The 26,471-nt window shown below is 68.3% G+C and carries 28 protein-coding genes; 21 read left to right on the top strand and 7 right to left on the bottom strand.

What is annotated here, in order from left to right:
• Positions 1–323: 323 nt before the first annotated feature.
• Positions 324–1,193: a DMT family transporter gene (locus AC1RQF_RS10885; protein WP_273999568.1), complete on the top strand. Its 870-nt coding sequence runs from the start codon at positions 324–326 to the stop codon at positions 1,191–1,193.
• A gap of 184 nt (positions 1,194–1,377) precedes the next feature.
• Entirely contained in the window at positions 1,378–1,563 is a 186-nt protein-coding gene (locus AC1RQF_RS10880) for a hypothetical protein (RefSeq protein WP_252982457.1), read from the top strand.
• A 51-nt stretch (positions 1,564–1,614) separates the two neighbouring features.
• Here the strand turns inward: AC1RQF_RS10880 and mgrA are convergent, their stop codons facing one another.
• A complete protein-coding gene (mgrA, locus tag AC1RQF_RS10875; RefSeq protein ID WP_273999571.1) occupies positions 1,615–2,658 on the bottom strand; it encodes an L-glyceraldehyde 3-phosphate reductase in 1,044 nt (347 codons plus the stop codon).
• Positions 2,659–2,858: 200 nt separating this feature from the next.
• Here mgrA and AC1RQF_RS10870 point away from each other — a divergent pair, with 200 nt between their 5' ends.
• Entirely contained in the window at positions 2,859–3,065 is a 207-nt protein-coding gene (locus tag AC1RQF_RS10870; protein ID WP_273999572.1) for a DUF3185 family protein, read from the top strand.
• A gap of 9 nt (positions 3,066–3,074) precedes the next feature.
• On the opposite strand, the gene AC1RQF_RS10865 is transcribed toward AC1RQF_RS10870, so the two are convergent.
• Positions 3,075–3,845: a phytanoyl-CoA dioxygenase family protein gene (locus AC1RQF_RS10865; protein WP_273999574.1), complete on the bottom strand. Its 771-nt coding sequence runs from the start codon at positions 3,843–3,845 to the stop codon at positions 3,075–3,077.
• 355 nt (positions 3,846–4,200) lie between these two features.
• Between AC1RQF_RS10865 and AC1RQF_RS10860 the strand changes: the two genes are divergently transcribed.
• On the top strand, positions 4,201–4,557 hold the full coding sequence (locus AC1RQF_RS10860) for a hypothetical protein (protein WP_273999575.1): 357 nt from the start codon (positions 4,201–4,203) through the stop codon (positions 4,555–4,557).
• Positions 4,558–4,636: 79 nt separating this feature from the next.
• On the opposite strand, the gene metK is transcribed toward AC1RQF_RS10860, so the two are convergent.
• On the bottom strand, positions 4,637–5,824 hold the full coding sequence (gene metK / locus AC1RQF_RS10855) for a methionine adenosyltransferase (RefSeq protein ID WP_492872036.1): 1,188 nt from the start codon (positions 5,822–5,824) through the stop codon (positions 4,637–4,639).
• A 261-nt stretch (positions 5,825–6,085) separates the two neighbouring features.
• Here metK and AC1RQF_RS10850 point away from each other — a divergent pair, with 261 nt between their 5' ends.
• The 9 genes from AC1RQF_RS10850 (at position 6,086) to hslU (ending at position 15,071) form a co-directional block, all read left to right on the top strand.
• Positions 6,086–6,970: a lipid A biosynthesis lauroyl acyltransferase gene (locus AC1RQF_RS10850; protein WP_492872035.1), complete on the top strand. Its 885-nt coding sequence runs from the start codon at positions 6,086–6,088 to the stop codon at positions 6,968–6,970.
• Positions 6,971–7,000: 30 nt separating this feature from the next.
• Positions 7,001–7,858 carry a diaminopimelate epimerase gene (gene dapF / locus AC1RQF_RS10845; protein WP_492872033.1) on the top strand — a complete coding sequence of 286 codons (858 nt, stop codon included), beginning with the start codon at positions 7,001–7,003 and terminating at the stop codon, positions 7,856–7,858.
• A 27-nt stretch (positions 7,859–7,885) separates the two neighbouring features.
• Positions 7,886–8,605, top strand: a complete 720-nt coding sequence (locus tag AC1RQF_RS10840; protein ID WP_492872032.1) for a DUF484 family protein — start codon at positions 7,886–7,888, stop codon at positions 8,603–8,605.
• A 13-nt stretch (positions 8,606–8,618) separates the two neighbouring features.
• A complete protein-coding gene (gene xerC, locus AC1RQF_RS10835) occupies positions 8,619–9,539 on the top strand; it encodes a tyrosine recombinase XerC (protein WP_273999582.1) in 921 nt (306 codons plus the stop codon).
• 93 nt (positions 9,540–9,632) lie between these two features.
• Positions 9,633–10,835 carry a class I SAM-dependent rRNA methyltransferase gene (locus AC1RQF_RS10830; RefSeq protein ID WP_273999583.1) on the top strand — a complete coding sequence of 401 codons (1,203 nt, stop codon included), beginning with the start codon at positions 9,633–9,635 and terminating at the stop codon, positions 10,833–10,835.
• Positions 10,836–11,010: 175 nt separating this feature from the next.
• Entirely contained in the window at positions 11,011–12,093 is a 1,083-nt protein-coding gene (locus AC1RQF_RS10825; RefSeq protein ID WP_492872031.1) for a CobW family GTP-binding protein, read from the top strand.
• A gap of 443 nt (positions 12,094–12,536) precedes the next feature.
• Entirely contained in the window at positions 12,537–12,953 is a 417-nt protein-coding gene (gene dksA, locus AC1RQF_RS10820) for an RNA polymerase-binding protein DksA (protein WP_010090354.1), read from the top strand.
• Positions 12,954–13,178: 225 nt separating this feature from the next.
• Positions 13,179–13,715 carry an ATP-dependent protease subunit HslV gene (hslV, locus tag AC1RQF_RS10815; protein WP_252982445.1) on the top strand — a complete coding sequence of 179 codons (537 nt, stop codon included), beginning with the start codon at positions 13,179–13,181 and terminating at the stop codon, positions 13,713–13,715.
• A 12-nt stretch (positions 13,716–13,727) separates the two neighbouring features.
• Positions 13,728–15,071 (top strand): ATP-dependent protease ATPase subunit HslU, encoded by a 1,344-nt coding sequence (gene hslU, locus AC1RQF_RS10810; protein ID WP_273999599.1) that lies wholly within the window; start codon positions 13,728–13,730, stop codon positions 15,069–15,071.
• A 109-nt stretch (positions 15,072–15,180) separates the two neighbouring features.
• On the opposite strand, the gene AC1RQF_RS10805 is transcribed toward hslU, so the two are convergent.
• Genes AC1RQF_RS10805 through AC1RQF_RS10795 form a run of 3 tightly spaced genes read right to left on the bottom strand, consistent with a single transcriptional unit; the run spans position 15,181 to position 17,277 of the window.
• On the bottom strand, positions 15,181–15,723 hold the full coding sequence (locus AC1RQF_RS10805; RefSeq protein ID WP_252982443.1) for a response regulator transcription factor: 543 nt from the start codon (positions 15,721–15,723) through the stop codon (positions 15,181–15,183).
• Positions 15,720–17,045, bottom strand: a complete 1,326-nt coding sequence (locus AC1RQF_RS10800; protein ID WP_273999600.1) for an ATP-binding protein — start codon at positions 17,043–17,045, stop codon at positions 15,720–15,722. Before AC1RQF_RS10800 ends, AC1RQF_RS10805 begins: the two co-directional genes overlap by 4 nt.
• A gap of 16 nt (positions 17,046–17,061) precedes the next feature.
• Positions 17,062–17,277 carry a cysteine-rich CWC family protein gene (locus AC1RQF_RS10795; protein WP_273999601.1) on the bottom strand — a complete coding sequence of 72 codons (216 nt, stop codon included), beginning with the start codon at positions 17,275–17,277 and terminating at the stop codon, positions 17,062–17,064.
• Between the two features lie 225 nt (positions 17,278–17,502).
• On the opposite strand from AC1RQF_RS10795, the gene argB reads away from it, so the two are divergent.
• The 7 genes from argB to AC1RQF_RS10760 all read left to right on the top strand — a co-directional run bounded on the left by argB (position 17,503) and on the right by AC1RQF_RS10760 (position 24,202).
• Complete coding sequence (argB, locus tag AC1RQF_RS10790) at positions 17,503–18,402, top strand: acetylglutamate kinase (protein ID WP_492872029.1); 900 nt, start codon at positions 17,503–17,505, stop codon at positions 18,400–18,402.
• On the top strand, positions 18,399–19,175 hold the full coding sequence (locus AC1RQF_RS10785) for a pyrimidine 5'-nucleotidase (RefSeq protein ID WP_273999605.1): 777 nt from the start codon (positions 18,399–18,401) through the stop codon (positions 19,173–19,175). Before argB ends, AC1RQF_RS10785 begins: the two co-directional genes overlap by 4 nt.
• Complete coding sequence (slmA, locus tag AC1RQF_RS10780; protein WP_273999606.1) at positions 19,142–19,819, top strand: nucleoid occlusion factor SlmA; 678 nt, start codon at positions 19,142–19,144, stop codon at positions 19,817–19,819. The genes AC1RQF_RS10785 and slmA overlap by 34 nt, the downstream gene beginning before the upstream one ends.
• A 387-nt stretch (positions 19,820–20,206) precedes the next feature.
• The gene (gene metX / locus AC1RQF_RS10775) at positions 20,207–21,352 is read left to right on the top strand and encodes a homoserine O-succinyltransferase MetX (protein ID WP_273999607.1); all 1,146 of its coding nucleotides are present in this window, start codon (positions 20,207–20,209) and stop codon (positions 21,350–21,352) included.
• Complete coding sequence (gene metW / locus AC1RQF_RS10770) at positions 21,349–21,957, top strand: methionine biosynthesis protein MetW (protein WP_273999608.1); 609 nt, start codon at positions 21,349–21,351, stop codon at positions 21,955–21,957. The genes metX and metW overlap by 4 nt, the downstream gene beginning before the upstream one ends.
• 15 nt (positions 21,958–21,972) lie before the next feature.
• On the top strand, positions 21,973–23,286 hold the full coding sequence (locus tag AC1RQF_RS10765) for an AmpG family muropeptide MFS transporter (protein WP_273999609.1): 1,314 nt from the start codon (positions 21,973–21,975) through the stop codon (positions 23,284–23,286).
• Positions 23,177–24,202 (top strand): M48 family metallopeptidase, encoded by a 1,026-nt coding sequence (locus tag AC1RQF_RS10760; protein WP_443111605.1) that lies wholly within the window; start codon positions 23,177–23,179, stop codon positions 24,200–24,202. Before AC1RQF_RS10765 ends, AC1RQF_RS10760 begins: the two co-directional genes overlap by 110 nt.
• Positions 24,203–24,211: 9 nt before the next feature.
• On the opposite strand, the gene AC1RQF_RS10755 is transcribed toward AC1RQF_RS10760, so the two are convergent.
• Complete coding sequence (locus AC1RQF_RS10755) at positions 24,212–25,156, bottom strand: AraC family transcriptional regulator (RefSeq protein WP_273999613.1); 945 nt, start codon at positions 25,154–25,156, stop codon at positions 24,212–24,214.
• A 221-nt stretch (positions 25,157–25,377) separates the two neighbouring features.
• Between AC1RQF_RS10755 and AC1RQF_RS10750 the strand changes: the two genes are divergently transcribed.
• Positions 25,378–26,442: an NAD(P)-dependent alcohol dehydrogenase gene (locus AC1RQF_RS10750; protein WP_492872028.1), complete on the top strand. Its 1,065-nt coding sequence runs from the start codon at positions 25,378–25,380 to the stop codon at positions 26,440–26,442.
• Positions 26,443–26,471: the final 29 nt, after the last annotated feature.

Below are 26,471 nucleotides of genomic sequence, written 5' to 3'. Positions count from 1 at the left end.
TTGCCAGGAAGCCGCGACATCGGCTATCGTTGCGATTCGTCACTCACGTCACGCACGATTCACCCTTCGTCTCGATGCAGCCTCTCGCGCCCGCCTTCGCCGTTTCGCAGCCGCCCTGTCAGGGCTCGCTGCACGCCTGCGCGCGCGCGTCCGCCCCGCCCCCACCTGTCGATCCGCCGCGCGTCGGCGCACCGCCGCCGCCCGTCGCACTGCACGGCTGAACGCCGCGCGGTCGTCCCTCGTTCCAGTCGTCGCACCGGCGCGCCTTGCGCGCGGCGTCCGCACGCCTGGTCCTGCCCGTTTCACTCGACAGGTGAACCCTCATGCATTCCGTCAAACACGCGCTGGCCGCATATGGCGCCACCACGCTCTTCGTGCTGCTGTGGAGCAGCGGTGCGATCTTCGCCGAACTCGGCCTGCGCCATGCGAGCGCCTTCGCGTTCCTGATCGCGCGCTTCGCGCTCGCGTCCCTCGTCCTGCTGCCGCTCGCGCTCGCGCGCGGCCGCTGGCTCCCCGAACCCGGCGCGCGGCGCCTCGCGATCGCGACCGGGTTCCTGCTGATGGGCGGCTACTCGATCCTGTACCTGCTCGCGCTCGAACGCGGCCTCGCGCCGGGCGTGCTCGCGACCCTGCTCGGCGTGCAGCCGATCCTCACGCTCGCGCTGCTCGAACGCCGCTGGTCCGGCGCGCGCCTCGCGGGTCTCGCGCTGGCGCTGGGCGGCCTCGCGCTCGTCGTCTATCGCGGTGGCGGGGCGGTACCGCCGTCGGGCATCGCCTGCGCGCTCGGCGCGCTGCTCGCGATGACCTTCGGCGCGCTGCTGCAAAAGCGCATGAAGGCCGCGCCGATCGACGTGCTGCCGGTGCAGAACGCGATCGGCCTCGGCCTGTGCCTGGCGTTCGCGCCGTTCAAGCCGCTCGCGTTCGAGGTGAGCTGGGCGTCCGTGGTGCCGCTCGTCTGGCTCGGCATCGTGATCTCGGTGTGCGCGCAACATCTGTTCTACCGGTTGATGCAGCGCGGCGATCTCGTCAACGTGACGAGCCTGTTCTATCTGGTGCCGGTCGTGACCACGCTGATGGACGCGCTGTGGCTCGGCCATCCGCTCGAACCGCTGGTGCTCGCCGGCATGGCGGCGATCCTCGCGGGGCTCGCCCTGGTGTTCCGCAGCGGCTCCCGGGCGGCAGCCCCGGCATGACGCGGTGCGGCATGCGCGGCCCGCGCATGCCGCACCGATGGAAAGCAATACGAAAGAATCGGCCGCCGGCTTGATCTGAGTCGGCTTTTAAGGGTACGGATAGCGAAAAAACGCGCGGCGTTTCCTATACTCGAAGTAACCGTCCTGCGGCACGTGGTCGGGGTGAGATAACAAGGAGACGAGCATGTCGACTTACTTCACGATTGGCGACTTCATCCTGCTGATTCCGATGGCGCTCGCCGGCGCGCTGTTCCTGGGCGCCGTGCCCTGTGCGACCGAATTCCGCCACAACGTCCTGCGCGTGTTCGGCGCGATGCTGGGGGTGATGGTCGCCGTGCTGCTCGTGGAAGGGCTGCCCGCGCTGATCTAGCGGCACGGATCGCCGCGGCGTGCGACGTGGCGCACGCGCGGCCCCGGTCGATCAGATCGCCTGATCCGTGGATGGCTTCTCCCACAGATTGATGCCGCCCTCGGTCGCATGGCGATCGATCTCCGCGCGTTCGTCCGCGCTGAACGACAGGTTCTTCAGCGCGGCGACGTTTTCGCGCACCTGTTCCGCGCGACTCGCGCCGATCAGCGCCGAGGTCACGCGGCCGTCGCGCAGCACCCAGGCGAGCGCCATCTGCGCGAGGGTCTGGCCGCGCCGCTCGGCGATCGCGTTGAGCTTGCGCACGTGCTCCAGATTCTCCTCGCTCAGGTGCGACTCCTTCAACGAGCCGCCGCCCGGCTTGTTGATCCGCGCATCGGCGGGAATCCCCTTCAGGTACTTCGACGTCAGCAGCCCCTGGGCCAGCGGCGTGAATGCGATGCTGCCCGCGCCGACCGCGTCGAGCGTATCGAGCAGTTCGTGCTCGGCCCAGCGGTTCAGCAGGTTGTAGGCGGGCTGATGGATCAGGAGCGGCACCTTGTATTCGGCGAGCAGCGTCGCGATCTCGCGGGTCTTGGCCGCCGAGTACGACGAGATGCCGATGTACAGCGCCTTGCCCTGCTGCACCGCGGTCGCGAGCGCGCTCGCGGTCTCCTCGAGCGGCGTGTGCGCGTCGAAGCGATGCGAGTAGAAAATGTCGACATAGTCGAGCCCCATCCGCTGCAGGCTCTGGTCGAGACTCGCGAGTATGTACTTGCGCGAGCCGCCGCCGCTGCCGTACGGGCCGGGCCACATGTCCCAGCCGGCCTTCGACGAAATCAGCAGCTCGTCGCGATACGGCCGGAAATCTTCCTTCAGCAGGCGGCCGAAGTTGGTCTCCGCGCTGCCGTACGGCGGGCCGTAGTTGTTGGCGAGATCGAAGTGCGTGATGCCGAGGTCGAACGCGGTGCGCAGGATCTCGCGCTGGGTCGAGATCGGCGTCGTGTCGCCGAAGTTGTGCCACAAGCCGAGCGACAGAGCGGGCAGCTTGAGCCCTGACTTGCCGCATACGCGGTACTGCATCTCTGCATATCGTTCGGAGGCTGCTTCGTAGGCCATGAGAAGTCCCGGTTAAGACGTGTCGAGAAGGCGGCCGGCGCGATCGCGCCAGACAGGCGGCATGCCGCTGGGCGGCATCCCGGACCGGCTATGTTAGCCAACCCGCCCCGATCGCGCATGCGGCGCGCGCGGACATGGACGCGATAGCGGCGCTCCCCTACACTGCGACGTCCTGATGGTTCGTTATTGCGAGGATTTTCATGACCCGGGCGATTTCCGTTGCGCTCATCGTCGGCGGCATCGTGCTGCTGTATTTCGGCGGCCAGTCGTTTCATTCGATCAACGACGACGTCGCGCGCTTCTTCAGCGGCTCGCCGTCGAACAAGACCATCATGCTGATCGCGGGCGGCGTGGTCGCCATGCTGGCCGGACTGATCGGCATCGCGATCCCGTCCGGCAAGCGCTGAGCCGCGCGCTCAGAGCGTCACGTCGGGCGTGGCCGCCGAGCGCGAGCCGGGGACCGGCCGGTTGCTCGCGCCGTGGTAGGTGAACACGAGCGAGAACTTCACGCGGTCCGAGGTGTTCTGGCCGGCCGAATGCAGCGTGTTGCAGTGGAAGAACACGACGTCGCCCGCCTCGAGCGGCGGGCACACGGCCTGCTCGATCAGCGGGCGATTCGCCGGCAGATCGGCGCGGAAGAACTTGGCCGCGTCGAAGCTGTCCGCGCCGAACTCGGCCGTGTGCGAGCCCGGCACCAGCCACAGCGCGCCGTTCTCGTGGGTCTCGGCGCCGAGCGCGAGCCACACCGACACCAGGTCGGGCCGCTCGAACGACCAGTAGCGCGCATCGCGGTGCCAGCCGGTCAGGCTGCCGTACATCGGATGCTTGGTCATCATGCAGTTGTGATGCGCGCGCGACAACACCGGCGCCTCGTCGAAATACGCGCGCATCCACGCGCCGATTTCGGGCGCCGTCGCGCGCTGCGCGAACGCCGCGTCGCGCCCGTACGCATCGAGCAGCCGCCGCACGGTATGGCCGCCCGGCGCGCGCTTCGATTCGGGCGCGCCCGGATAACGCAAATCGGCCTCGAATTCGACCGGCTGCGCGGCCTCCCCGAGTTGTCGCTCGGCCAGCGCCTTCAGCGCCGCACACCGCTCGGGGGACACGAGCCCCTTTGCCACGACAAAACCGTGCTCGCGCACCGCCTGCACCTGCGCGTGAATCGACTCCGACTGCAACCAAGACATGGGACGCTCGATGTATTTGTATGTGAACGATTCGATTGTAAAACGGTGTGAACCAGTACGCGCACCACCAATACTGGCTGCATGGAATTGAGTGCCGGTACGGATTGATGTAACGCAAGGGAACTGCGCGACGCCGCCCGGCCACTAAGCTCGAAGCAGGCGCGCAGGTCCGCCGTCCGCCGCGGGTTTGCGCGACTTCTCGGCGTCATGAATCGCCTGTAGTCTCGGCGAGCCTGTCAGTTCTTGCGGGCGCGGGATAGCGCGCCTTTCGGTAAGATTTTCGCCAGGCGCCCACCGGGCCTTTGATCCGCACGTCCGTCCCGGACGTCATCCATTCGAGCGAAGCACTGTACTCATGTCTGTCCGCCTTACTTCCCGTCTCGGCCGCGTTGCCCGGACCGCCCTGCCCGCCGCACCGCGCCGCATCGTGCGGGCGCTGCGCCACCACAGCGCCCGCGCGCGGGCCCTCGCCGAACGTGCGCAGCAACCGCTGCGCTTCACCGGCATCCGCGGCTGGCTGCAGGCGCTCGTGGCGATCATGAGCGCGCACGCGGCGGCGCGTCGCGGCGCGCTGCGTTCACTGCTGCAAAAACCCTCGTCGCTGCGCGAACTCGCCGCGCGGCGCGCCGCCCCGCGCCGCCGCGTCAATCGGCCGCGCCGGCTCGCGGCCAGCACCGCCGGCTGGTTCGGCTTCGGTTTCGGCGCACGCTGATCCCCCGGCCGCCCGCGCGACGCCCATAAAAAAACCCCGGCAATGCCGGGGTTTTTCATTCGACGGGGATGCCGCGCGTTCAGGCGGTTTCCACGGCCGGTTCGACGCCGGCGGCTTCCGCCAGCACGAGCGCCTTGTCGGTCGCTTCCCACGAGAATTCCGGCTCTTCGCGGCCGAAGTGGCCGTAGGCGGCGGTCTTTTCGTAGATCGGACGCAGCAGGTCCAGCATCTTGATGATGCCCTTCGGACGCAGATCAAAATGTTCGCGCACGAGCTTCGTGATCGTCTCGTCCGACACGCGGCCGGTGCCGAACGTGTTGACCATCACGGAAGTCGGCTCAGCCACGCCGATTGCATACGAAACCTGGATCAATGCGCGCGATGCCAGGCCCGCCGCGACGATGTTCTTCGCGACGTAGCGGCCCGCGTACGCGGCCGAGCGGTCGACCTTCGACGGATCCTTGCCCGAGAACGCGCCGCCGCCGTGCGGCGCCGCGCCGCCGTAGGTATCGACGATGATCTTGCGGCCCGTCAGACCGCAATCGCCTTGCGGGCCGCCGATCACGAACCGGCCGGTCGGGTTCACCAGGAACTTGATGTCGCCCTTGATCAGGTCGGCGGGCAGCGTCGGCTTGATGATCTCCTCGATCACCGCCTCGCGCAGCATGTCCAGTTCGATTTCCGGTGCATGCTGGGTCGACAGCACGACCGTGTCGATCGAGTGCGGCTTGCCGTCGACGTAGCGGATCGTGACCTGCGACTTCGCGTCCGGGCGCAGCCATTGCAGGCGGCCGTCGCGGCGCAGGTTGGCCTGGCGTTCGACGAGACGGTGCGACAGGTGGATCGGCAGCGGCATCAGTTCCGGCGTTTCGTCGCACGCGTAGCCGAACATCAGGCCCTGGTCGCCCGCGCCCTGGTCGAGGTTGTTGTCGTGCGCGCGGTCGACGCCTTGTGCGATGTCCGGCGATTGCTTGTCGTACGCGACGAGCACCGCGCAGCCGCGGTAGTCGATGCCGTAGTCGGTGTTGTCGTAGCCGATCCGCTTGATGGTGTCGCGCGCGATCTGGATGTAGTCGATGTTGGCGGTGGTGGTGATTTCACCGGCCAGCACGACGAGACCCGTGTTGCACAGCGTTTCAGCTGCGACGCGGGAGTATTTGTCCTGCGCGAGGATCGCGTCGAGGATCGCGTCGGAGATTTGGTCGGCGACCTTGTCCGGATGGCCTTCCGATACGGATTCAGACGTGAAGAAGAAGTCGTTTGCCACGGTATCAGGCTCCTGTTGTGGTTACGGTGCGTTCACGTAGCCAGCTTCTTGAGGCCTGAAGTGGCGACGCTTTAGCGGATTTCCTGCCCGATAGCGCTGGTGGCGCCCATCGGCTTCGCCCCGCAAGTTGTCAGTTAACTCGGCGAAGCCCTTATTATAACGGCTTTCTCGAAATGTAGCAGGCCACCCCGTGCCGTCCGAATTGCTGTTTTATTCCCCCGTCCGCACCGCGCCGGCTCGCCGGCCCGCCGGAGGCGACGCATGCTAGGCCGACTCGGCACGCAACTCGCCCTCGGCTTCCTGAAGCTGCTCGCCCAGCTGCCGTACGGCCTCGTGGCGCGGCTCGGCGACGGCCTCGGCTGGCTGCTCTACCAGATCCCGAGCCGCCGCAAGCGCATTGTCCATACCAATCTGAAGCTGTGCTTCCCGGAATGGAGCGACGCGCGCCGCGAGACGGTCGCGGGCCAGCACTTCCGGCACGCGATCCGCAGCTACGTCGAGCGCAGCATCCAGTGGTTCGGCTCGGCGAAGAAGCTCGAGAAGCTGATCGAGGTCGACAGCGCGGTCGACCTGACCGATCCCGCCCTGCCGCCGACGCTGTTCCTCGGCCTGCATTTCGTCGGCATCGAGGCCGGCTCGATCTTCCTCAACTACGCGCTGCGGCGGCGCTGCGGCTCGCTGTACCAGCCGTTCTCGAATCCAACGCTCGAGGCGGCCGCGAAGGCCGCGCGCGGGCGCTTCGACGCCGAGATGGTCGGCCGCGCCGACAGCGCCCGGGTGGTGCTGCGCTGGCTGCGCGACCGCAAGCCCGTGATGCTCGGCGCCGACATGGACTACGGCCTGCGCAATTCCACCTTCGTGCCGTTCTTCGGCGTGCCCGCGTGCACGCTGACCGCGGTCGGCCGGCTCGCGAAGACGGGCCGCGCCCAGGTGGTGCCGTTCATCGGCGAGGTGCTGCCGAACTACAAGGGCTACCGGCTCAAGGTGTTCAGGCCCTGGAACGACTACCCGACCGGCGACGACGACCTCGACGCGCGCCGCATGAACGCGTTCCTCGAGGAGCAGATCCCGCTGCTGCCCGAGCAGTACTACTGGGTGCACAAGCGTTTCAAGACCCGTCCGCCCGGCGAACCCGGCTTCTACTGAGCGGCTCCGCCGCAGCTTACAATAGCGCCCATGAAACTCTCGTTCACCAAGATGCACGGCGTCGGCAACGACTTCATCGTGCTCGACGGCTATCGCCACGACCTCGCGCTCAGCGCCGAGCAGGTGCGCGCGCTCGCCGACCGCCATTTCGGCATCGGCGCCGACCAACTGCTGCTCGTCGAGAAGCCGACGGTCGACGGCGTGGACTTCCGCTACCGGATCTTCAATTGCGACGGCGGCGAGGTCGAGCACTGCGGCAACGGCGCGCGCTGCTTCGTCAAGTTCGTGCGCGACCAGGGCCTCACCGACAAGCGCAGCGTGCGCGTCGAGGTGAAGCACGGCATCATCACGCTGACCATGCAGGACAACGGCGAGGTCGTCGTCGACATGGGCGCGCCCGGCTTCGATCCGGTCCGCGTGCCGTTCGACGCGCAGGGCCTCGACGGCCGCCGCGAAGGCGCGGACACGCTGTGGCCGCTCGAGGTCGACGGCGCGACGCGCTGGATCTCGGCGGTGACGATGGGCAACCCGCACGCCGTGCAGGTGGTCGACGACGTCGACACCTACCCGGTGCTGGCCGAGGGCCCGCTGATCGAGCACCATCCGCGCTTTCCGCGCCGCGTGAACGCCGGCTTCATGCAGATCGTGTCGCGCCGCGAAGTGAAGCTGCGCGTCTACGAGCGCGGCGCGGGCGAGACGCTCGCCTGCGGCACGGGCGCGTGCGCGGCGGTCGCGGCCGGCGTGAGGCGCGGGCTGCTCGAGGCGCCCGTCACCGTGCATACCCGCGGCGGCCCGCTGACGATCACCTGGGACGGAACCGCCGCGCCGCTGTGGATGGCCGGCCCGGCCACGACCGTGTTCGAAGGCATGATCGACCTGCCCGCCTGACCCCTTATTCGCCCCCGATACAGCGCCATGAACGATCGCGAAGTCGCCGACTACCTGCTCGCCAACCCCGAGTTCTTCTCCCGGCACGCGGAGCTGCTCGCCACCATCCGTCTCGCGAATCCGCACGGCAAGGCGGCCATCTCGCTGCAGGAGCGCCAGATGGAGATGCTGCGCGACAAGAACAAGCATCTCGAACGGCGCCTCGCCGAACTGCTGCGCTACGGCCACGAGAACGACGGGCTGGCCGAGAAGTACGGCCGCTGGACCGCCCGCGTGATCGCCGAGCGCGATCCGTACGCCCTGCCGCGCGCGATCGCCGACGGCCTGGCCGAAGTGTTCGACGTGCCGCAGACCGCGCTGCGTCTGTGGGACGTCGCCGACACCTACGCGCAGGCCGAGTTCGCGCGCAACGTCGGCGAGGAGCTGCGGCTGTTCGCGAACAGCCTCGCGACGCCCTACTGCGGCGCGAACACCGGCTTCGAGGCCGCGCACTGGCTCGCGCCGGTCGCGGCGACGGCGGCCGCGGACGGCGACGCCGCGGCGGGCGCGGCCGAATCGGGCGCCGCGGCGTCGGTTGCGCTGATCGCGCTGCGTGCGCCGCAGGCTGACGCCGACGCGAACGCGTTCGGCCTGCTCGTGCTCGGCTCGCCGGACGCGCGCCGCTTCCACGACGGCATGGGCACCGACTTCCTGACCCAGATCGGCACGCTCGCGAGCGCCGCGCTCACGCGCCTGCTGCCGCACTGAATCGGCCCGCGCGATGACCGACGATCCGATCGCCGCCTACCTGTCGCACCTGAAACACGTCAGGCAGCTGTCGGACCACACGCTGCGCGCCTACGCGCACGCGCTGGACGAACTGGTCAAACTCGCCGACGGCCGGCCGCTCGCGAGCCTCACCGCGGTCGACATGCGCGGCGCGGTGGCCCGCGCGCACGGCGGCGGGCTGTCGGCGCGCTCGATCGCGCACCGCCTGTCCGCGTGGCGCGCGTTCTACCGCTGGTACGCGCAGCACGTCGAAATGAGCGCGAACCCGGTCGCCGCGGTGCGCGCGCCGAAGCGGCCGAAGACGCTGCCGAAGGCGCTCTCGGTCGACGACGCGAGCGCGCTGATGGACGCGCGCCTGCCCGACACGACGGAAGGCGCGCGCGACCACGCGATCCTCGAGCTGTTCTATTCGTCGGGCCTGCGCCTCGCCGAGCTGGTGGGCCTCGACGCCGTCTACGCGAACGCGGACGGCTACCGCTCGTCCGGCTGGCTCGACCTCGCCGAGGCCGAAGTCACGGTGCGCGGCAAGGGCAGCAAGGAGCGCAAGGTGCCGGTCGGCCGCAAGGCGATCGAGGCGCTCCAGGCGTGGCTCGCGGTGCGCGGCGAATTCGTGCGCCTCGATCCGCATCCGCTGTTCCTGTCCGCGCGCGGCAACCGGATGTCGCCGAACGTGGTGCGCGAGCGCGTGAAGCGCGCGGCGCTGATGGCCGGGATTCCGGCCAACGTGCACCCGCACGTGCTGCGCCACTCGTTCGCGACCCACGTGCTGCAGTCGAGCGGCGACCTGCGCGCGGTGCAGGAGCTGCTCGGCCACGCGAGCATCACCGCGACCCAGGTGTACACGTCGCTCGACTTCCAGCATCTCGCCAAGATTTACGACAGCGCGCACCCGCGCGCGAAAAAGCGCGGCTGAGCGCCGCCCAACCCGCGCTTCAACCCGCGCTTCAACCCGCGCTTGATCCCGCGCTTGATCCCGCCGCGTCCGACGCGGCTTTTTGATGACGCCATGCAAACCGTTACGCTCAAACCGTCGAAAGACAAATCCCTGCTGCGCCGTCACCCGTGGGTCTACGCGAACGCGATCGACCGCGTGGACGGCCGCCCCGCGTCCGGCGCGACCGTCATCGTGCGCGCGCACGACGGCCGCTTCCTCGCGCGCGGCGCGTTCAGCCCGCAGTCGCAGATCCGCGTGCGGGTCTGGAGCTTCGACGAAGCCGAGCCGATCGATCATGCCTTCTTCAAGCGCCGCGTGCAGCGCGCGCTCGCGCACCGGCAGGCGATGGTGACGGACACCGGCGCCGTGCGGCTCGTGTTCGGCGAGGCCGACGGCCTGCCCGGCCTGATCGTCGACCACTACCAGTCCGACGAGACGCCGTCGCGCGGCCAGCTGGTGTGTCAGTTCATGGCGGCCGGCGTCGAGGCCTGGAAGACCGCGATCGTCGACGCGCTGGTCGGCGCGACCGGCTGCCCGAACGTCTACGAGCGCTCCGACGTGTCGATCCGCGAAAAGGAAGGGCTCGAACAGGTGACGGGCGTGCTGGCCGGCGACCCGCCGCCCGCGACCCTGATCGCCGCCGAGCACGGCGTGCGCTACCACGTCGACGTGCCGAACGGCCACAAGACGGGCTTCTACGTCGACCAGCGCGACAACCGCGCGCTCGTCGCGCAGTACGCGCGCGAGCGCGACGTGCTGAACTGCTTCTGCTACACCGGCGGCTTCTCGCTCGCGGCGCTCAAGGGCGGCGCGCGGCGCGTGGTATCGATCGACTCGTCGGGCGATGCGCTCGACCTGGCGCGACGCAATGTCGCGGCCAACGGCTTCGACGCGGCCCGCGCCGAATGGCTCGACGCCGACGCGTTCAAGACGCTGCGCCGCCTCGTCGACGACGGCGAGCGCTTCGACCTGATCGTCCTCGATCCGCCGAAGTTCGCGCCGTCGCGCGAGCACGTCGACCGCGCGGCCCGCGCCTACAAGGACATCAACCTGAGCGGCTTCCGGCTGCTGCGGCCGGGCGGCCTGCTGTTCACCTACTCGTGCTCGGGCGCGATCGACCTCGACCTGTTCCAGAAGATCGTCGCGGGCGCCGCGGCCGACGCGCGCGTCGACGCGCGGATCCTGAAGCGGCTCGGCGCGGGCGTCGACCATCCGCTCCTGAGCGCATTCCCCGAGGGCGAATATCTGAAGGGCCTGCTGTTGCAAATCGCCTGATCGCCCCGATCTTGGCAGCCAACCGCGCGCGGCGGCCAATGCGACGGTCATCCGGCCGGCGCGCGGGGGCTTGACAGGTGTGCTTCAATAGTCGGTTGCAGGCCTGCGCTTCGCGCGCGGGCGCCGCGCGCACTCCTACGTTTTGACCCCGTTTCACGAACCACAGGCGATCGACATGGCCATTCCCGTCACCATCCTCACCGGCTTTCTCGGCAGCGGCAAGACGACGCTGCTCAAGCGCATCCTGAACGAACAGCACGGCATGAAGATCGCCGTGATCGAGAACGAGTTCGGCGAAGAGAACATCGACAACGAGATCCTCGTTCAGGATTCGAACGAGCAGATCATCCAGATGAGCAACGGCTGCATCTGCTGCACGATCCGCGGCGATCTGGCGCGCGCGCTCGGCGACCTCGCCGCGAAGAAGCGCGACGGCTCGCTCGATTTCGACCGGGTCGTGATCGAAACCACCGGCCTCGCGAATCCGGGCCCCGTCGCGCAGACCTTCTTCATCGACAGCGAGATCGCCGACGACTTCCTGCTCGACGCGATCATCACGCTGGTCGACGCCAAGCACGCGAACGCGCAGCTCGACGAGCACGAGGTCGTGCAGCGCCAGGTCGGCTTCGCGGATCGCCTGTTCATCACCAAGGCCGACCTGGTCGACGACGCGACGCTCGCGGGGCTCAAGCACCGCCTGCTGCACATGAATCCGAAGGCGACCGTGAAGATCGTCAATTTCGGCGACGCGGACATCAAGGAGATCTTCGACCTGCGCGGCTTCAACCTGAACGCGAAGCTCGAGATCGATCCGGACTTCCTCGCCGAGGACGACCACGCCCACGCGCATCACGACCACGACCACGGCCACGGCCACGACGACCACGCGCATTGCGACCATGATCACGGCCATTGCGAGCACGAGCACGGCCACGCGCACCATCACCACGCGCACCACGACGACAAGATCAAGTCGTTCGTCTACCGCAACGACCGCCCGTTCGACCCGAACAAGCTCGAGGACTTCCTCGGCGGCATCCTGCAGATCTACGGCGAACGGATGCTGCGCTACAAGGGCGTGCTGTACATGAAGGGCGTCGACCGCAAGGTGGTGTTCCAGGGCGTGCACCAGATGATGGGCAGCGACCTCGCCGCCAAGTGGCTGCCGATCGAGAAGAAGACCAGCAAGATGGTGTTCATCGGCATCGACCTGCCGCAGGACCTGATCACCGACGGCCTCGACGCCTGCCTCGCCTGAGCGCCGCGGCCGGTGCGGCGGCCGGTTCGCGCCGCATCGGACGTCATCGCTTTTTCGCGGTTTGCAGGTTATATTTTCAGGATGCCGGCCGTACCGGACGGGGATCGACCCGATACGGTGGGCGCTTGCGATTCAGTTACAATACCTGCCCACTGGAAGTGGCATGACGACAACGGGCCCGGTTCTTGCATGATGAATCGGGCGCAACGCACCGGCGAACGCCGCCGCGAGTTGGCCGGTCCGCGCGGTGCGACATGGAACGCCGCCGACCGGTTGGCGGCGCCCGCATCCGGCCCAGGGGGACCTTGGATGATGGACAACCGGTAATCCAGAGGCTTTCGGCCCCGCCCGGCGCAATGGCAAATAATTGCAAGGCCAGTTGCGGGTAATCCCAAAGTGCGGGCAATATCTCGCGGTTTGCCGCACATTGAAGAAGCAAGCAGATGACGAAGAAACTCTTGACCGAAGCCGAAATCCTGAAGATGAGCGACAAGGATTACATGAACGAGGATCAGCTCGCCTTCTTCAAAGCTCGGCTCGAACAGTTGCAGGCGGAAATCCTCCACAACGCTGGCCAGACGACCGAGAACCTGCGTGAGACGGTGATCGTGCCGGATCCCGCCGATCGCGCGACGATCGAAGAGGAGCACGCGCTCGAACTGCGTACGCGCGATCGCGAGCGCAAGCTCCTCAAGAAGGTCCAGCAATCGCTCGCGCGCATCGAGTCCGGCGACTACGGCTGGTGCGAAGAGACCGGCGAGCCGATCGGCATCCCGCGTCTGCTCGCCCGTCCGACGGCCACGCTGTCGCTCGAGGCGCAGGAGCGGCGCGAGTTGCGCCAGAAGCTGTTCGGCGACTGATCGCCCCGGCGCGGGCCGCCTCCCGCGCCCCCGACACGCTGCTTCGAGACAAGCGCGCGGCCTGCCGCGCGCTTTTGCTTTTTGGGCCGCCGCGCTCTTGATATCGCGGCGCACGCCCTAAAATGAAGGCCATGCGCGTCGAGCATCCTGCTCCGCGCAGCGCCACATTCCAGCGGCGACGCTCGTGCGCCGCCGCGTCTTCCCCGTTTTTCTGAAGGAACGCAGATGGAGCAATTTCACGGCACGACGATCGTTTCCGTACGGCGCGGCGACAAGGTCGCCCTGGGCGGCGACGGCCAGGTGACGCTCGGCAACATCGTGATGAAGGGCGGCGCGCGCAAGGTCCGCCGCATCTACAACAATCAGGTGCTGGTCGGCTTCGCGGGCGGCACCGCCGATGCGTTCTCGCTGCTCGACCGCTTCGAGGCGAAGCTCGAAAAGCACCAGGGCAACCTGACCCGCTCCGCCGTCGAGCTGGCGAAGGATTGGCGCACCGATCGCATGCTGCGCCGTCTCGAGGCGATGCTGATCGCCGCCGACGCCACCACGACGCTCGTCATCACCGGCAACGGCGACGTGCTCGACCCCGAAGGCGGGATCTGCGCGATCGGTTCGGGCGGTTCGTATGCGCAGGCCGCGGCGCGCGCGCTGGCCGAGAACACGGATCTGTCCCCGCGCGAGATCGTCGAGAAGTCGCTCGCGATCGCGGGCGACATGTGCATCTATACGAATCACAACCGCATCATCGAGACCATCGAGTAAGGACGCGCATCAATGAGCACCATGACCCCTGCCGAGATCGTCTCGGAACTCGACAAGCACATCATCGGCCAGGCGAAGGCCAAGAAGGCCGTGGCCGTCGCGCTGCGCAACCGCTGGCGCCGCCAGCAGGTCGCGGAGCCCCTGCGCCAGGAAATCACGCCGAAGAACATCCTGATGATCGGGCCGACGGGCGTCGGCAAGACCGAGATCGCGCGCCGTCTCGCGAAGCTCGCGGATGCGCCGTTCATCAAGATCGAGGCGACCAAGTTCACCGAGGTCGGCTATGTCGGCCGCGACGTCGACAGCATCGTGCGCGACCTGATCGAGATCTCGGTCAAGCAGACCCGCGAATCGGAGATGCGCAAGGTGCGCAGCAAGGCGCGGGACCAGGCTGAAGACCGGATCCTCGACATCCTGCTGCCGCAGCCGCGCGCGGTCGGCTTCGGCGCGGGCAGCGAGCACGCGAACGACGACAACAACGTCACCCGCCAGACCTTCCGCAAGCGTCTGCGCGAAGGCCAGCTCGACGACAAGGAAGTCGAGCTCGACCTCGAGCAGCCGCAGGCCGGCATGGACATCATGGCGCCGCCGGGCATGGAAGAGATGACCGAGCAGATCCGCTCGATGTTCTCGAACCTCGGCAACGCCAAGAAGATGCGCCGCAAGGTGAAGATCAAGGAAGCGCTGAAGCTGCTCACCGACGAGGAAGCGGCGAAGATGCTCAACGACGAGGAAGTGAAGACGAAGGCCGTGCAGAACGTCGAGCAGAACGGCATCGTGTTCCTCGACGAGATCGACAAGATCGCGTCGCGCAACCAGGAAGGCGGCGGCGGCGAAGTGTCGCGGCAGGGCGTGCAGCGCGATCTGCTGCCGCTCGTCGAGGGCACCACGATCAACACCAAGTACGGGATGGTGAAGACCGACCACGTCCTGTTCATCGCGAGCGGCGCGTTCCACCTCGCCAAGCCGAGCGACCTGATCCCCGAGCTGCAGGGCCGCTTCCCGATCCGCGTCGAGCTGGAATCGCTGTCGGTCGAGGATTTCGAAGCGATCCTCGTGTCGACCGACGCGAGCCTCGTCAAGCAATACCAGGCGCTGCTCGAGACGGAGGACGTCAAGCTCGAGTTCGCCGACGACGGGATCCGCCGGCTCGCCGAAATCGCCTACTCGGTCAACGAGAAGACCGAGAACATCGGCGCGCGGCGCCTGTACACGGTGATCGAGAAGCTGCTCGAGGACGTCTCGTTCTCGGCCGGCAACCACGCCGGCGAAAACGTGACGATCGACGCGGCCTATGTCGACCGCGCGCTCGGCCAGGTGTCGCAGGACGAAGACCTGTCGCGTTACGTGCTGTGACGTAACGTCGCGGCGCACGTCACGCGCCGCGACGACGCAAACGAAACGGGCGGCTCCCTCGCGGGAACCGCCCGTTTGTCTTGGCGCGCGCCGGCGCGCCGCCGCGCGCTTACTGCCGCACCGGCTTCTTCGCGAGCTTGCGCTGCAGCGTGCGGCGGTGCATGTTGAGCGCGCGCGCCGTCGCCGAGATGTTGTTGTTGTTTTCCGCGAGCACGCGCTGGATGTGCTCCCATTCGAGCCGATCGACCGACAGCACGACCGGGTTCTCCAACGCCTCTTCCGCCTGCACCTCGGTGGCATTGGTCTGCAGCGCGGCCAGGATCGATTCGACGTTGGCCGGCTTCGCGAGGTAGTTGTCCGCGCCGTCCTTCACCGCCTGAACCGCGGTCGCGATGCTCGCATAGCCCGTCAGCACAAGGATCCGCGCGTCCGCCTGCAGGTCGCACAGCGGCGCGATCAGGCTCAGGCCGGAGTCTTCGCCGAGATGCAGGTCGACGGTGATGAACTGGTACTGCTGCTCGGCCGCGAGCCGCAGCGCCTCGTCCTTGTTGTGCGCCTGCCGCACCGTGTAGCCGCGGCGTTCCAGCCCGCGCGCGAGCGTGCCCGCGAACACCTCGTTGTCGTCGATCACGAGGAAGTGGTTGTCGCTCATCTGTCGTTCTCCATCTGGTCAGCGTGTGTCGTTGAGTCGTGGCCGGCGCCGCGGGCCGCGGGCGCGACTTCGCGCACCGCCGGCAGCCGCAGCCATGCGCGGGTGCCGCGCGGCTTCGCGTCGGCCAGCTCGATCGAGCCGCCCAGCCGCGCCGCCGCGCTGAATGCAAGGTACAGGCCGACGCCGTGGCCGCCCTGCGTGCTGTCGACCGGCATCGCGCCGAGCTGGTCGCGCAGCGCGGCCGGAATGCCGGGGCCGTTGTCGCAGACCTCGAATTCGATCTCGTCGCGCGCGCCGTCGTGCACGAGCTTCGCCGCCAGCGTAACGCGATCGCGGCTCGCGCGGGCGGCATTGTCGAGCAGGATGGTCAGGATCTGCCCGGCGGCGACCGTGTCGTCGAGCGCGACCCCGGCGGGCTGCGCGCCCAGCTGCTCGAAGCGCACATGCGGATGGCGCAGCCGCCAGTGCTGGACGAAACTGTCGAGCCAGTGCGCGACGGGCTGCCGGCTCGCGGGCTCGCTCGCCCGGCTCCTGAGCCGCGCGAGCGCCGACGTGCATTGCGCCATCTGCTCCTCCAGCACCTTCAGGTCCGCCTCGTAGCGGGCGAGCCCCGGGTCGGTGCGCGCCGCGTCGCGCAGCTCCTCCGCCAGCATCGCGATGGTCGACAGCGGCGTGCCCATCTCGTGCGCGACCGTGGCGGCCTGCACGCCGAGCGCGACCGCGCGTTCGTCGCGCAACAGCAGCTGCTGCGCGTCGCCGAGCGCCGCGTCGCGCTGGCGCAGCGCGCTCGACATGCGCGCGACGAACCAGGCGATCAAGCCGACGCTGACCATGAAGTTCACCCACATCCCGGCGCGGAAATAGTCGAACAGGTTGGCCGGGTTGTCGAGATTGAGCGGCACCGAATCGAAACCGAGCGCCAGGTAGCAGGCGACCGCGAACGCGGCGAGCCAGATCATCAGGTGCCACGGCAGCACCGCGGCCGCGATCGCGAGCGACGGCAGGTACAGCGATACGAACGGATTGGTGGTGCCGCCCGACAGGAACAGCAGCGCCGACAGCGCGCCGAGGTCGACCCACAGCTGGCCGAGCAGCTCGAAGTTGGTCTCGGGGCGCGCGCGCAGGACGCGCACCCAGGTCAGCGCATTGAAAACGATCTCGAGCGCGATGACCATGAGCATCGCGGGCAGCGGCAGATGGACGCCGAAGTAAGCCTGGACGACCGCGATCGTGACGAGTTGCCCGATGATCGCCAGATTGCGCAACCAGAACAAGTGGCTCAGGTTGACGCGGCCGGTGGTGGTGATTCGGATTCGTTGCATCCGCGCAGTTTACCTCCTACCCACGCTCCGCCGAGACCCGCCGCGCGATTTCGTCCGCGAGGCATTCCGGGCACAGGCAGCGCGCGCCGCCCGCCGGCCGGGGGGCCGGCGGCAGGCTCGGCATGGCCTGGCACCAGCACATGAACGGCGCGGTGCGCGCGCCGCAGTCGAACGAGCGGCCGCAGCGCGGACAGCGCTTGATCGCGATGGCGGGTTCGGCGGCGTCGGTCATCGAAGTGGGAAGTGGGAAGCGGCGAGGGTGTCGCTACAAGCATAGCGCGGCCGGCGGAAATTGCCTGCCCGGCCGCGCCCCGATCGCCCCCCCTTTTTATCGACGGGAAACCCGGCCCGGGCGGGGCCTCCGACGCCCGGCCGAACGGTCAAAAACCGCATGCTGCACTGCGCCAGTCCTGTACAATTCGGCCTGTTTCAACCGTTCCCAGCCTGAGCCGCCGCCATGTCCGAGCCTATCGACCTCTCGCAGATCGCCCCCACGCTGAAAGCCGAAATCCTCGCGGAGGCGCTGCCGTACATTCGCCGCTATCACGGCAAGACCGTGGTGATCAAATACGGCGGCAATGCCATGACCGAGGAACGGCTCAAGCAGGGCTTCGCGCGCGACGTGATCCTGCTCAAGCTGGTCGGCATCAATCCGGTGATCGTGCACGGCGGCGGCCCGCAGATCGACCAGGCGCTCAAGAAGATCGGCAAGCAGGGCACCTTCATCCAGGGCATGCGCGTGACCGACGAGGAGACGATGGAAGTCGTCGAGTGGGTGCTCGGCGGCGAGGTGCAGCAGGACATCGTGATGCTGATCAATCACTTCGGCGGCCACGCGGTCGGCCTGACCGGCAAGGACGGCGGCCTGATCCACGCGCGCAAGCTGCTGATGCCGGATCGCGACAATCCCGGCCAGTACGTCGACATCGGCCAGGTCGGCGAGGTCGAGGCGATCAACCCCGCGGTCGTGAAGGCGCTGCAGGACGACGCGTTCATCCCGGTGATCTCGCCGATCGGCTTCGACGAGCAGGGCCTGTCGTACAACATCAACGCCGACCTCGTCGCGGGCAAGCTCGCGACCGTGCTGAACGCCGAGAAGCTCGTGATGATGACGAACATCCCGGGCGTGATGGACAAGGATGGCAACCTGCTCACCGATCTGTCGGCGCGCGAGATCGACGCGCTGTTCGAGGACGGCACGATCTCGGGCGGCATGCTGCCGAAGATCGCGTCGGCGCTCGACGCGGCGAAGAGCGGCGTGAAGTCGGTCCACATCGTCGACGGCCGGATCGAGCATTCGGTGCTGCTCGAAATCCTGACGGAACAGCCGTTCGGCACGATGATCCGCTCGCATTGAGCGCGGCGCCCGCCGCGCCCGCCCGGCGCCGCCCGCCGCGCCCCCGGCCGCGGGCGGGCCGGCCGGTCTGGCTGTTCGACCTCGACAACACGCTGCACCACGCGTCGCACGCGATCTTCCCGGCCATCAACCGGGCGATGACGCAATACATCATCGATACGCTGCAGGTCGACCCCGCCCGGGCCGACTACCTGCGCACCCACTACACGCACCGCTACGGCGCCGCGCTTTTGGGCCTCGTGCGGCATCACCCGATCGATCCGCACGATTTTCTGAGGATCGTCCATACTTTTCCCGACCTGCCGTCGATGGTGCGCGCCGAGCGCGGGCTCGCGCGCGTGGTCGCCGCGCTGCCCGGCCGCAAGATCATCCTGACCAACGCGCCGGAGGATTACGCGCGCGACGTGCTGCGCGAACTGGGCATCGAGCGGCTGTTCGAGCGGGTGATCGCGATCGAGCACATGCGCGACCGGCGCCGCCTGCGCGCGTGGCGCGCCAAGCCCGACGCGGCGATGCTGCGCCGCGCGCTGCGCGACGCGCGGGCGCGGCTGGCCGACGCGATCCTGGTCGAGGACACGCGCAGCCACCTGAAGCGCTACAAGCGGCTCGGCCTGCGCACGGTATGGATCACCGGGCACCTGCCCGACCATACGCAGAAGGTCGGGCGACCGCACTATGTCGATCGTCGCATTGGTTCGTTAAAATCGCTGCGATTGGGCACTCGATCGGGGCGACAGAAATGCAACCGACTCAACCGCAGGATCCGGCCGTAACCCCGCCAGACGACGACGCCGGCCAGCCGGCCCGTCCCCGCGCCCGCCCGAAGCCGGGCGAGCGCCGCGTGCATATCCTGCAGACGCTCGCCGCGATGCTCGAGGCGCCCAGGATCGAGAAGATCACCACCGCCGCGCTCGCGGCGCGGCTCGCCGTGTCGGAAGCCGCGCTGTACCGGCATTTCCCGAGCAAGGCGAAGATGTTCGAAGGGCTCATCGATTTCATCGAGGAAACCTTCTTCGGCCTGATCAACCAGATCGTCGCGAAGGAACAGGACGGCGTGCTGCAGGCGCGCGCGATCGCGCTGATGCTGCTGAACTTCGCCGAGAAGAATCCCGGCATGACGCGCGTGCTGACCGGAGAAGCGCTCGTGGGCGAGCACGCGAGCCTCAGCGAACGGGTCAACCGGCTGCTCGACCGGGTCGAGGCGTCGCTGCGGCAGTGCCTGCGCGTCGCGCGCAGCGCGGCGGACGGCGCCGCGGAACCGGGCGCCGTGCCGCTGCCGGCCGACTACGATCCCGCCGTGCGCGCAAGCCTGCTGCTCAATTTCGTCCTGGGCGCATGGAGCCAGTATGCGCGCAGCGGCTTCGCGAAGCCGCCCGGCGAGCATTCGGACGCCAAGCTGCGCCTGATCCTCCAGTAGCCGGGCCGACCTCGGCGCCGCGCGCAGGGGCACCGTTCCCTGCAAGCCGCCGCGAACGCCGGGCCTTGCTCGACGCTCGCGGCGGCACGCATGCCGAACGCCATGCGCAGGCGCGCGCGGCGGCATCGCCGCGCGCCCGCCCTCGTCCGAGGGGCGTCGCGCCCCCATCCGAGTTCCGCTATACTTGCGCGGTTGTCTGCCGCCGTCCGAGGATGGCCAAGGCAGCCGACGCGCCGATTTGCTGACTCGATTGCGGGCGCGCGAACCACCAGGACAGGGGTCCCGGCCGGGTTCAATAGAAATGCGGCTAAAGAGGTCGTCAGCCGCGCCCCGCCTCACCCCGCGCCCGCCGACACCATTTAGCCGCCCAGTCATAAGGCGGAACGAATGGAATCGATCGGCATCGTCGCTCCACAGACCATGCACTTCGCCGAGCCGCTGCGCCTGCAGAGCGGCAGCGTCCTCGGCAACTACCAGCTCGTCGTCGAGACCTACGGCGAACTCAACGCCGCGCGCTCGAACGCGGTGCTCGTCTGTCACGCGCTCAACGCATCCCATCACGTCGCCGGGGTCTACGCGGACGATCCGCGCAACACCGGCTGGTGGGACAACATGGTCGGCCCGGGCAAGCCGCTCGACACCAACCGCTTCTTCGTGATCGGCGTCAACAACCTCGGCTCCTGCTTCGGCTCCACCGGCCCGATGAGCCTCGACCCGGCCACCGGCACGCCGTACGGCGCGCGCTTTCCGGTGCTGACCGTCGAGGACTGGGTGCACGCGCAGGCGCGCGTCGCCGATGCGTTCGGCATCGAACGCTTCGCCGCGGTCATGGGCGGCAGCCTCGGCGGCATGCAGGCCTTCGCGTGGAGCCTGATGTATCCGGAGCGGGTCGCGCACTGCATCGACATCGCGTCGACGCCCAAGCTGTCCGCGCAGAACATCGCGTTCAACGAGGTCGCGCGCTCCGCGATCCTGTCGGACCCCGATTTTCACGGCGGCGACTACTACGCGCACGGCGTGAAGCCGCGTCGCGGCCTGCGCGTCGCGCGCATGATCGGCCACATCACCTATCTGTCCGACGACGACATGGCGGAGAAATTCGGCCGTGCGCTGCGCCGCGCGGAGGGCGCGCTCGACGCCTACAACTTCAACTTCGACGTCGAATTCGAGGTGGAGTCGTACCTGCGCTACCAGGGCGACAAGTTCGCCGACTACTTCGACGCGAACACCTACCTGCTGATCACGCGCGCGCTCGACTACTTCGATCCGGCGAAGGCGTTCGGCGGCAACCTGAGCGCGGCGGTCGCGCACACCCGCGCGAAATACCTGATCGCGGGCTTCACGACCGACTGGCGCTTCGCGCCCGCCCGCTCGCGCGAGATCGTGAAGGCGCTGCTCGACAACCGGCGCACGGTCACCTACGCGGAGATCGACGCGCCCCACGGGCACGACGCCTTCCTGCTCGACGACGCGCGCTATCACAACCTGATGCGCGCCTATTACGAACGCATCGCCAACGAGGTGGGCGCATGAACCCGCAAGCGCTGAACGCCCTGTCCGCCCGCGCCGATTTCCGCGCGATCGCCCGCTGGGTCGAACCCCGCTCGACCGTGCTCGATCTCGGCTGCGGCGACGGCACGCTGCTGTCGCTGCTCGCCGAGGAGCTGGACGTGGTGGGCTACGGCATCGAGATCAACGACGCGGGCGTGCTCGCATCGACGCGCAACGGCGTCAACGTGATCCAGCAGAACCTCGAGGACGGCCTCAAGCTGTTCGAGGATCACAGCTTCGATTTCGCGGTGCTGTCGCAAACCCTGCAGACCATCCACCAGACCGCCCAGATCCTGCGCGAGACGGTGCGGGTCGGCCGCGAGTGCATCGTGTCGTTCCCGAATTTCGGCTACTGGGCGCACCGTTTGTCGGTGATGCAGGGCCGCATGCCGGTGTCGAAATCGCTGCCGTACCAGTGGCACAACACGCCGAACGTGCGGGTGCTGACCATCCGCGATTTCGAGGCGCTCGCGCCGGAAGTCGGCATCGAGATTCTCGATCGCGTGGTGCTGCACGACGGCCAGCCGATCCGGTGGGGGGTGAACTGGCGTGGTAGTCTTGCGGTCTACCGTGTCAAGCGCAGATAACCCTAGTACTCCTCCATGACGAAACCGCAGCACGATTCCGCCGCCCTCAACGCTCACGAAGGGCACGCCGGCTGGCGCGCCTACCTGAATACGCACATGCTGATCTGCGTGTTCCTGGGCTTCACGTCGGGTCTGCCGCTGTTCACGCTCGTCTATCTGGTGCAGGCATGGCTGCGCTCGGAAGGCGTGAACCTGAAGGAAATCGGCCTGTTCGCGCTGATCCAGTTCCCGTATACGTGGAAATTCCTGTGGGCGCCGCTGATGGACCGCTTCCTGCCGCGCCTGCCCGGCTGGCGGCCCGGCCGCCGGCGCGGCTGGATGCTCGTCACGCAGCTGCTGGTCGCGGGCGCGATCGCCGCGCTCGGCTTCGTGTCGCCGCGCGACTCGATCTGGACCGTCGCCGCGCTCACCACGCTCGTCGCGTTCTTCGGCGCCAGCGCCGACATCGTGATCGACGCCTATCGCCGCGAACTGCTGCGCGACACCGAGCAGGGCCTCGGCAACGCCGTGCACGTGAACGCGTACAAGGTCGCCGCGCTGATCCCCGGCTCGCTGTCGCTGATCCTGTCCGATCACCTGCCCTGGGACGCGGTGTTCGCGCTCACCGCCGCATTCATGCTGCCCGGTATCCTGATGACGTTCTTCGTGCGCGAGCCCGAGGTGCACGGCATCCCGCCGAAGAACCTGCGCGACGCGGTGATCCTGCCGTTCCGCGAATTCATCGGGCGCGACGGCTGGCGCGGCGCGCTCCTCGTGCTCGCGTTCATCTTCCTGTTCAAGCTCGGCGACACGATGGCCACCACGCTGTCGACGTCGTTCTTCCTCGACATCGGCTTCAACAAGACCCAGATCGGCGTGCTCGCCAAGACCACCGCGTTCTGGGCCAGCCTCGCGGGCGGCATCATCGGCGGGATCTGGCTGATGAAGATCGGCATCGCGCGCGGGCTGTGGATCTTCGGCGTGCTGCAGATCGTCTCGACGCTCGGCTTCGCCTGGCTCGCCAAGGTCGGCCCGTCGCCCGTGCTGATGGCGGGCATCTACGGCTTCGAGACCTTCTCCACGGGCCTCACGCTGGCCGCGTTCACCGCCTACATCGCGAGCACCACCGACCCGCGCTACACCGCGACGCAGTTCGCGCTGTTCACGAGCCTCGCCTCGGTGCCGCGCACGCTCGCCTCCGCGTCGAGCGGCTTCATCGTCACGCAGATCGGCTGGTTCGATTACTTCCTGGTGTGCGCCGCGCTCGGCATCCCCGGCATGCTGCTGCTGTTCAAGGTCGCGCCGTGGCGCGGCGGCGACGCGAGCCCCGAGGCCGTCCGTGCAGGCTGAACTGCGGCGCGCCGCCCGGGCCGCCTGCGCCGGTGTCACGCTGTTGGCGGCCACGCACGCGCTGGCGGGCGACGCCGTCGCGCCGGCCGACCACGCGGCCTCGCCGGAATCCCCGCCGCAGCTCCGCTACGGCAATGCGATCGCGTTCCGCAACCTGATTCCGTCGCCGCTGCTCGAACAGGTCACGGCGGCCGAATACCGCCAGCTCGTGCAGGGCGCAGCGCAAAACGATCGCCTGCTGCCCGCGGGCAATGCCCGGGTCCGGCGCGTGTCCGCGATCGTCGGGAAGCTCGCGCCGTATTCGGTGAAATGGAACGACCGGGTCCGGAACTGGAACTGGGAAATCAACGTGATCCGCTCGCGCACGATCCGCGCGGCCTGCCTGCCCGGCGGCAAGATCCTGATCGACAGCGGCCTGCTCGACCGGCTGCGCCTCAGCGACGACGAACTCGGCCTGCTGCTCGCGCATGAGATCGCCCATGCGCTGCGCGAGCATGCGCGCGCCAGCCTCGGCGAGCAGCCGCCCACCATCGGCGCGAATCCGATGCCGTCGCTGTTCGGGCTCGCGGCGCCGTTGCCCGCGCAGATCGGCAACGGCGAGCGGCTCGCGGCGCTGCGCTACGATCCGACCGACGAGACCGAGGCCGACGTGATCGGCGGCGACATCGCCGCGCGCGCGGGCTTCGATCCGCGCGCCGCCATCACGCTGTGGGACAAGCTCGCCGCCGCGACCCGCGCGGACAAGGAAGACGGCTTCATCTACACCCACCCCTACGATGCGCGCCGCCGGCAGGATCTGCTCAAGCGCCTGGGCGACCTGATGCCGCTCTACGCGAAGGCCATCGGCAAGAATCTCGACACGCTGCCGAGCTACGCGGGCATCAGCGCGAAGCGCCGCCGTCTCGTCGGCCGCTGAGCCACCCCGTCAGCGGGACGGATCGAGCGCGAGCGGCCGCTCGCCGCCCGCCTGCGCCCAGCGCAACTCCTCGCTCGGATTGCGGCCGAACAGCCGCTTGAACTCGCGGCTGAACTGCGACGCGCTCGCATAGCCGACCCGCGCCGCCGCCGCGCCCGCGCTCACGCCGTCCTGCACCATCATGAGCCGCGCCTGATGCAGGCGCGCCGCCTTCACGTATTGCATCGGCGAGGTCGCGGTCACGCTCTTGAATTGCGCATGAAAGGCCGCGAGGCTCATGCCGGCCTCGCGCGCGAGCGTCTCGACGTCGAGATCCTGCTCCAGGTTCGCGTGGATCCGCCGCAGCGTCTTCGCGATCCGGCCGAAATGATGCTGCTGCGCGAGCGCCGCGCGGATCGCGTCGCCCTGCTCGCCCGTCAGCACGCGGTAACCGATCTCGCGCATGATCGACGGCCCCAGCACGCGCGTATCGGCGGGCGAGGCGAGCGCCTCCAGGAGGCGCAGCACCGCGTCGGCGAGCGGCGTGTCGAGCGGCGTCGAGTAGACGCCGCGCGGCTCGGCGGCGATCGCGCCGTGGGTTTCGTCGAGCAGGATCGCCAGCTCGGCGATCACCGACAGATCGACGCGGATCGAGATCGCGAGAAACGGCTCGTCCGGCGTGGCCTGGGTTTCGCACTCGAACGGCAGCGGCACCGACAGCACCAGATACTGCCGCGGGTCGTACACGAAGGTCTGTTCGCCGAGATAGCCGTGCTTGCGCCCCTGGCACACCACGATGATGCTCGGCTCGTACAGCACGGGCCGGCGCGGCATCGGGCGGTCGGCGCGGATGAAGTACACGCCTTCGAGCGACGCCTGCGTGAACCCCTCGCGAGGGGCGAGCCGCGTGAGCAGTTCGATCATGCGGCGCTGCGCGTGCGCGCCATCGTCGGAGGAAAGGGTTTGAAAGCTCATCGTCCGGTCGTCGTTCGCTGGAGAATCAGGCTCGCAATCTAGCACCGATCGCTGACGTTCGCGGCACGCGCACGACAATCGTGGAGGAATAGGCAAACATCCAAGACGATCAGGTATTCCGTCCGCCTCCCCGCCTCCTTAGCATGGGAACCCATGCCGCCGCCCCATCGCCATGCGCGCGAATGCGGCGCATCCCTTGTGTTCCGAGTCAGGAGTCCTTCATGTCCCCCATTCAAGCCTACGCGGCGGCCGACGCCCGCACGCCGCTCGCCCCGTTCTCGTTCGAGCCGCGCGCGCTGCGCGAACTCGACGTGCAGATCGAGATCCTGTACTGCGGCGTCTGCCATTCCGATCTTCACCAGGCGCGCAACGAATGGCGCAACACGATCTACCCGGTGGTGCCGGGCCATGAGATCGTCGGCCGGATCACGGCGACGGGCGCGGACGTGTCGCGCTTCAAGACGGGCGACCTGGTCGGCGTCGGCTGCCTGGTCGACGCGTGCCGCACCTGCCCGAGCTGCGCCGAGGGCCTCGAACAGTATTGCGAGAACGGCTTCGTCGGCACCTACAACGGCCGGGACCGCCTGACGGGCGCGACCACCTACGGCGGCTATGCGTCGCAGATCATCGTCGACGAGGCGTTCGTGCTGCGCGTGCCCGACACGCTCGACCCCGCGGGCGCCGCGCCGCTGCTGTGCGCGGGCATCACGACCTACTCGCCGCTGCGTCAATGGGGCGCGGGGCCGGGCAAGAAGGTGGGCATCGTCGGTCTCGGCGGCCTCGGCCACATGGGCGTCAAGCTCGCCCGCGCGATGGGCGCGCACGTCGTGCTGTTCACGACCTCGCCGTCGAAGATCGAGGACGGCAAGCGCCTCGGCGCGCACGAAGTGGTGATCTCGAAGGACGACGCGCAGATGAACGCGCACCTGAACAGCTTCGACCTGATCGTCAACACCGTGGCCGCGCCGCACGACCTGAATCCGTTCCTGAACCTGCTCAAGCGCGACGGCACGCTGACGCTGGTCGGCGCGCCCGAGCACGACCATCCGTCGCCGCAGGTGTTCAACCTGATCTTCAAGCGCCGCCGCCTCGCCGGCTCGCTGATCGGCGGCATCGCCGAAACGCAGGAGATGCTCGATTTCTGCGCGCAGCACGGCATCACGTCGGAGATCGAGGTGATTCCGATGCAGCAGATCAACACGGCCTACGAACGGATGCTGAAGAGCGACGTGAAGTATCGGTTCGTGGTCGATCTCGCGTCGCTCAAGACGCAGCAGGCGGCCTGAGCGCAAACGCGGACGCATCATCCGCGCGC

This window comes from Burkholderia sp. GW821-FHT14F03 (genome assembly GCF_058803765.1).
The sequence above is the reverse complement of the archived record's forward strand: the minus strand, read 5'-3'. Positions and strand labels throughout refer to the sequence as shown.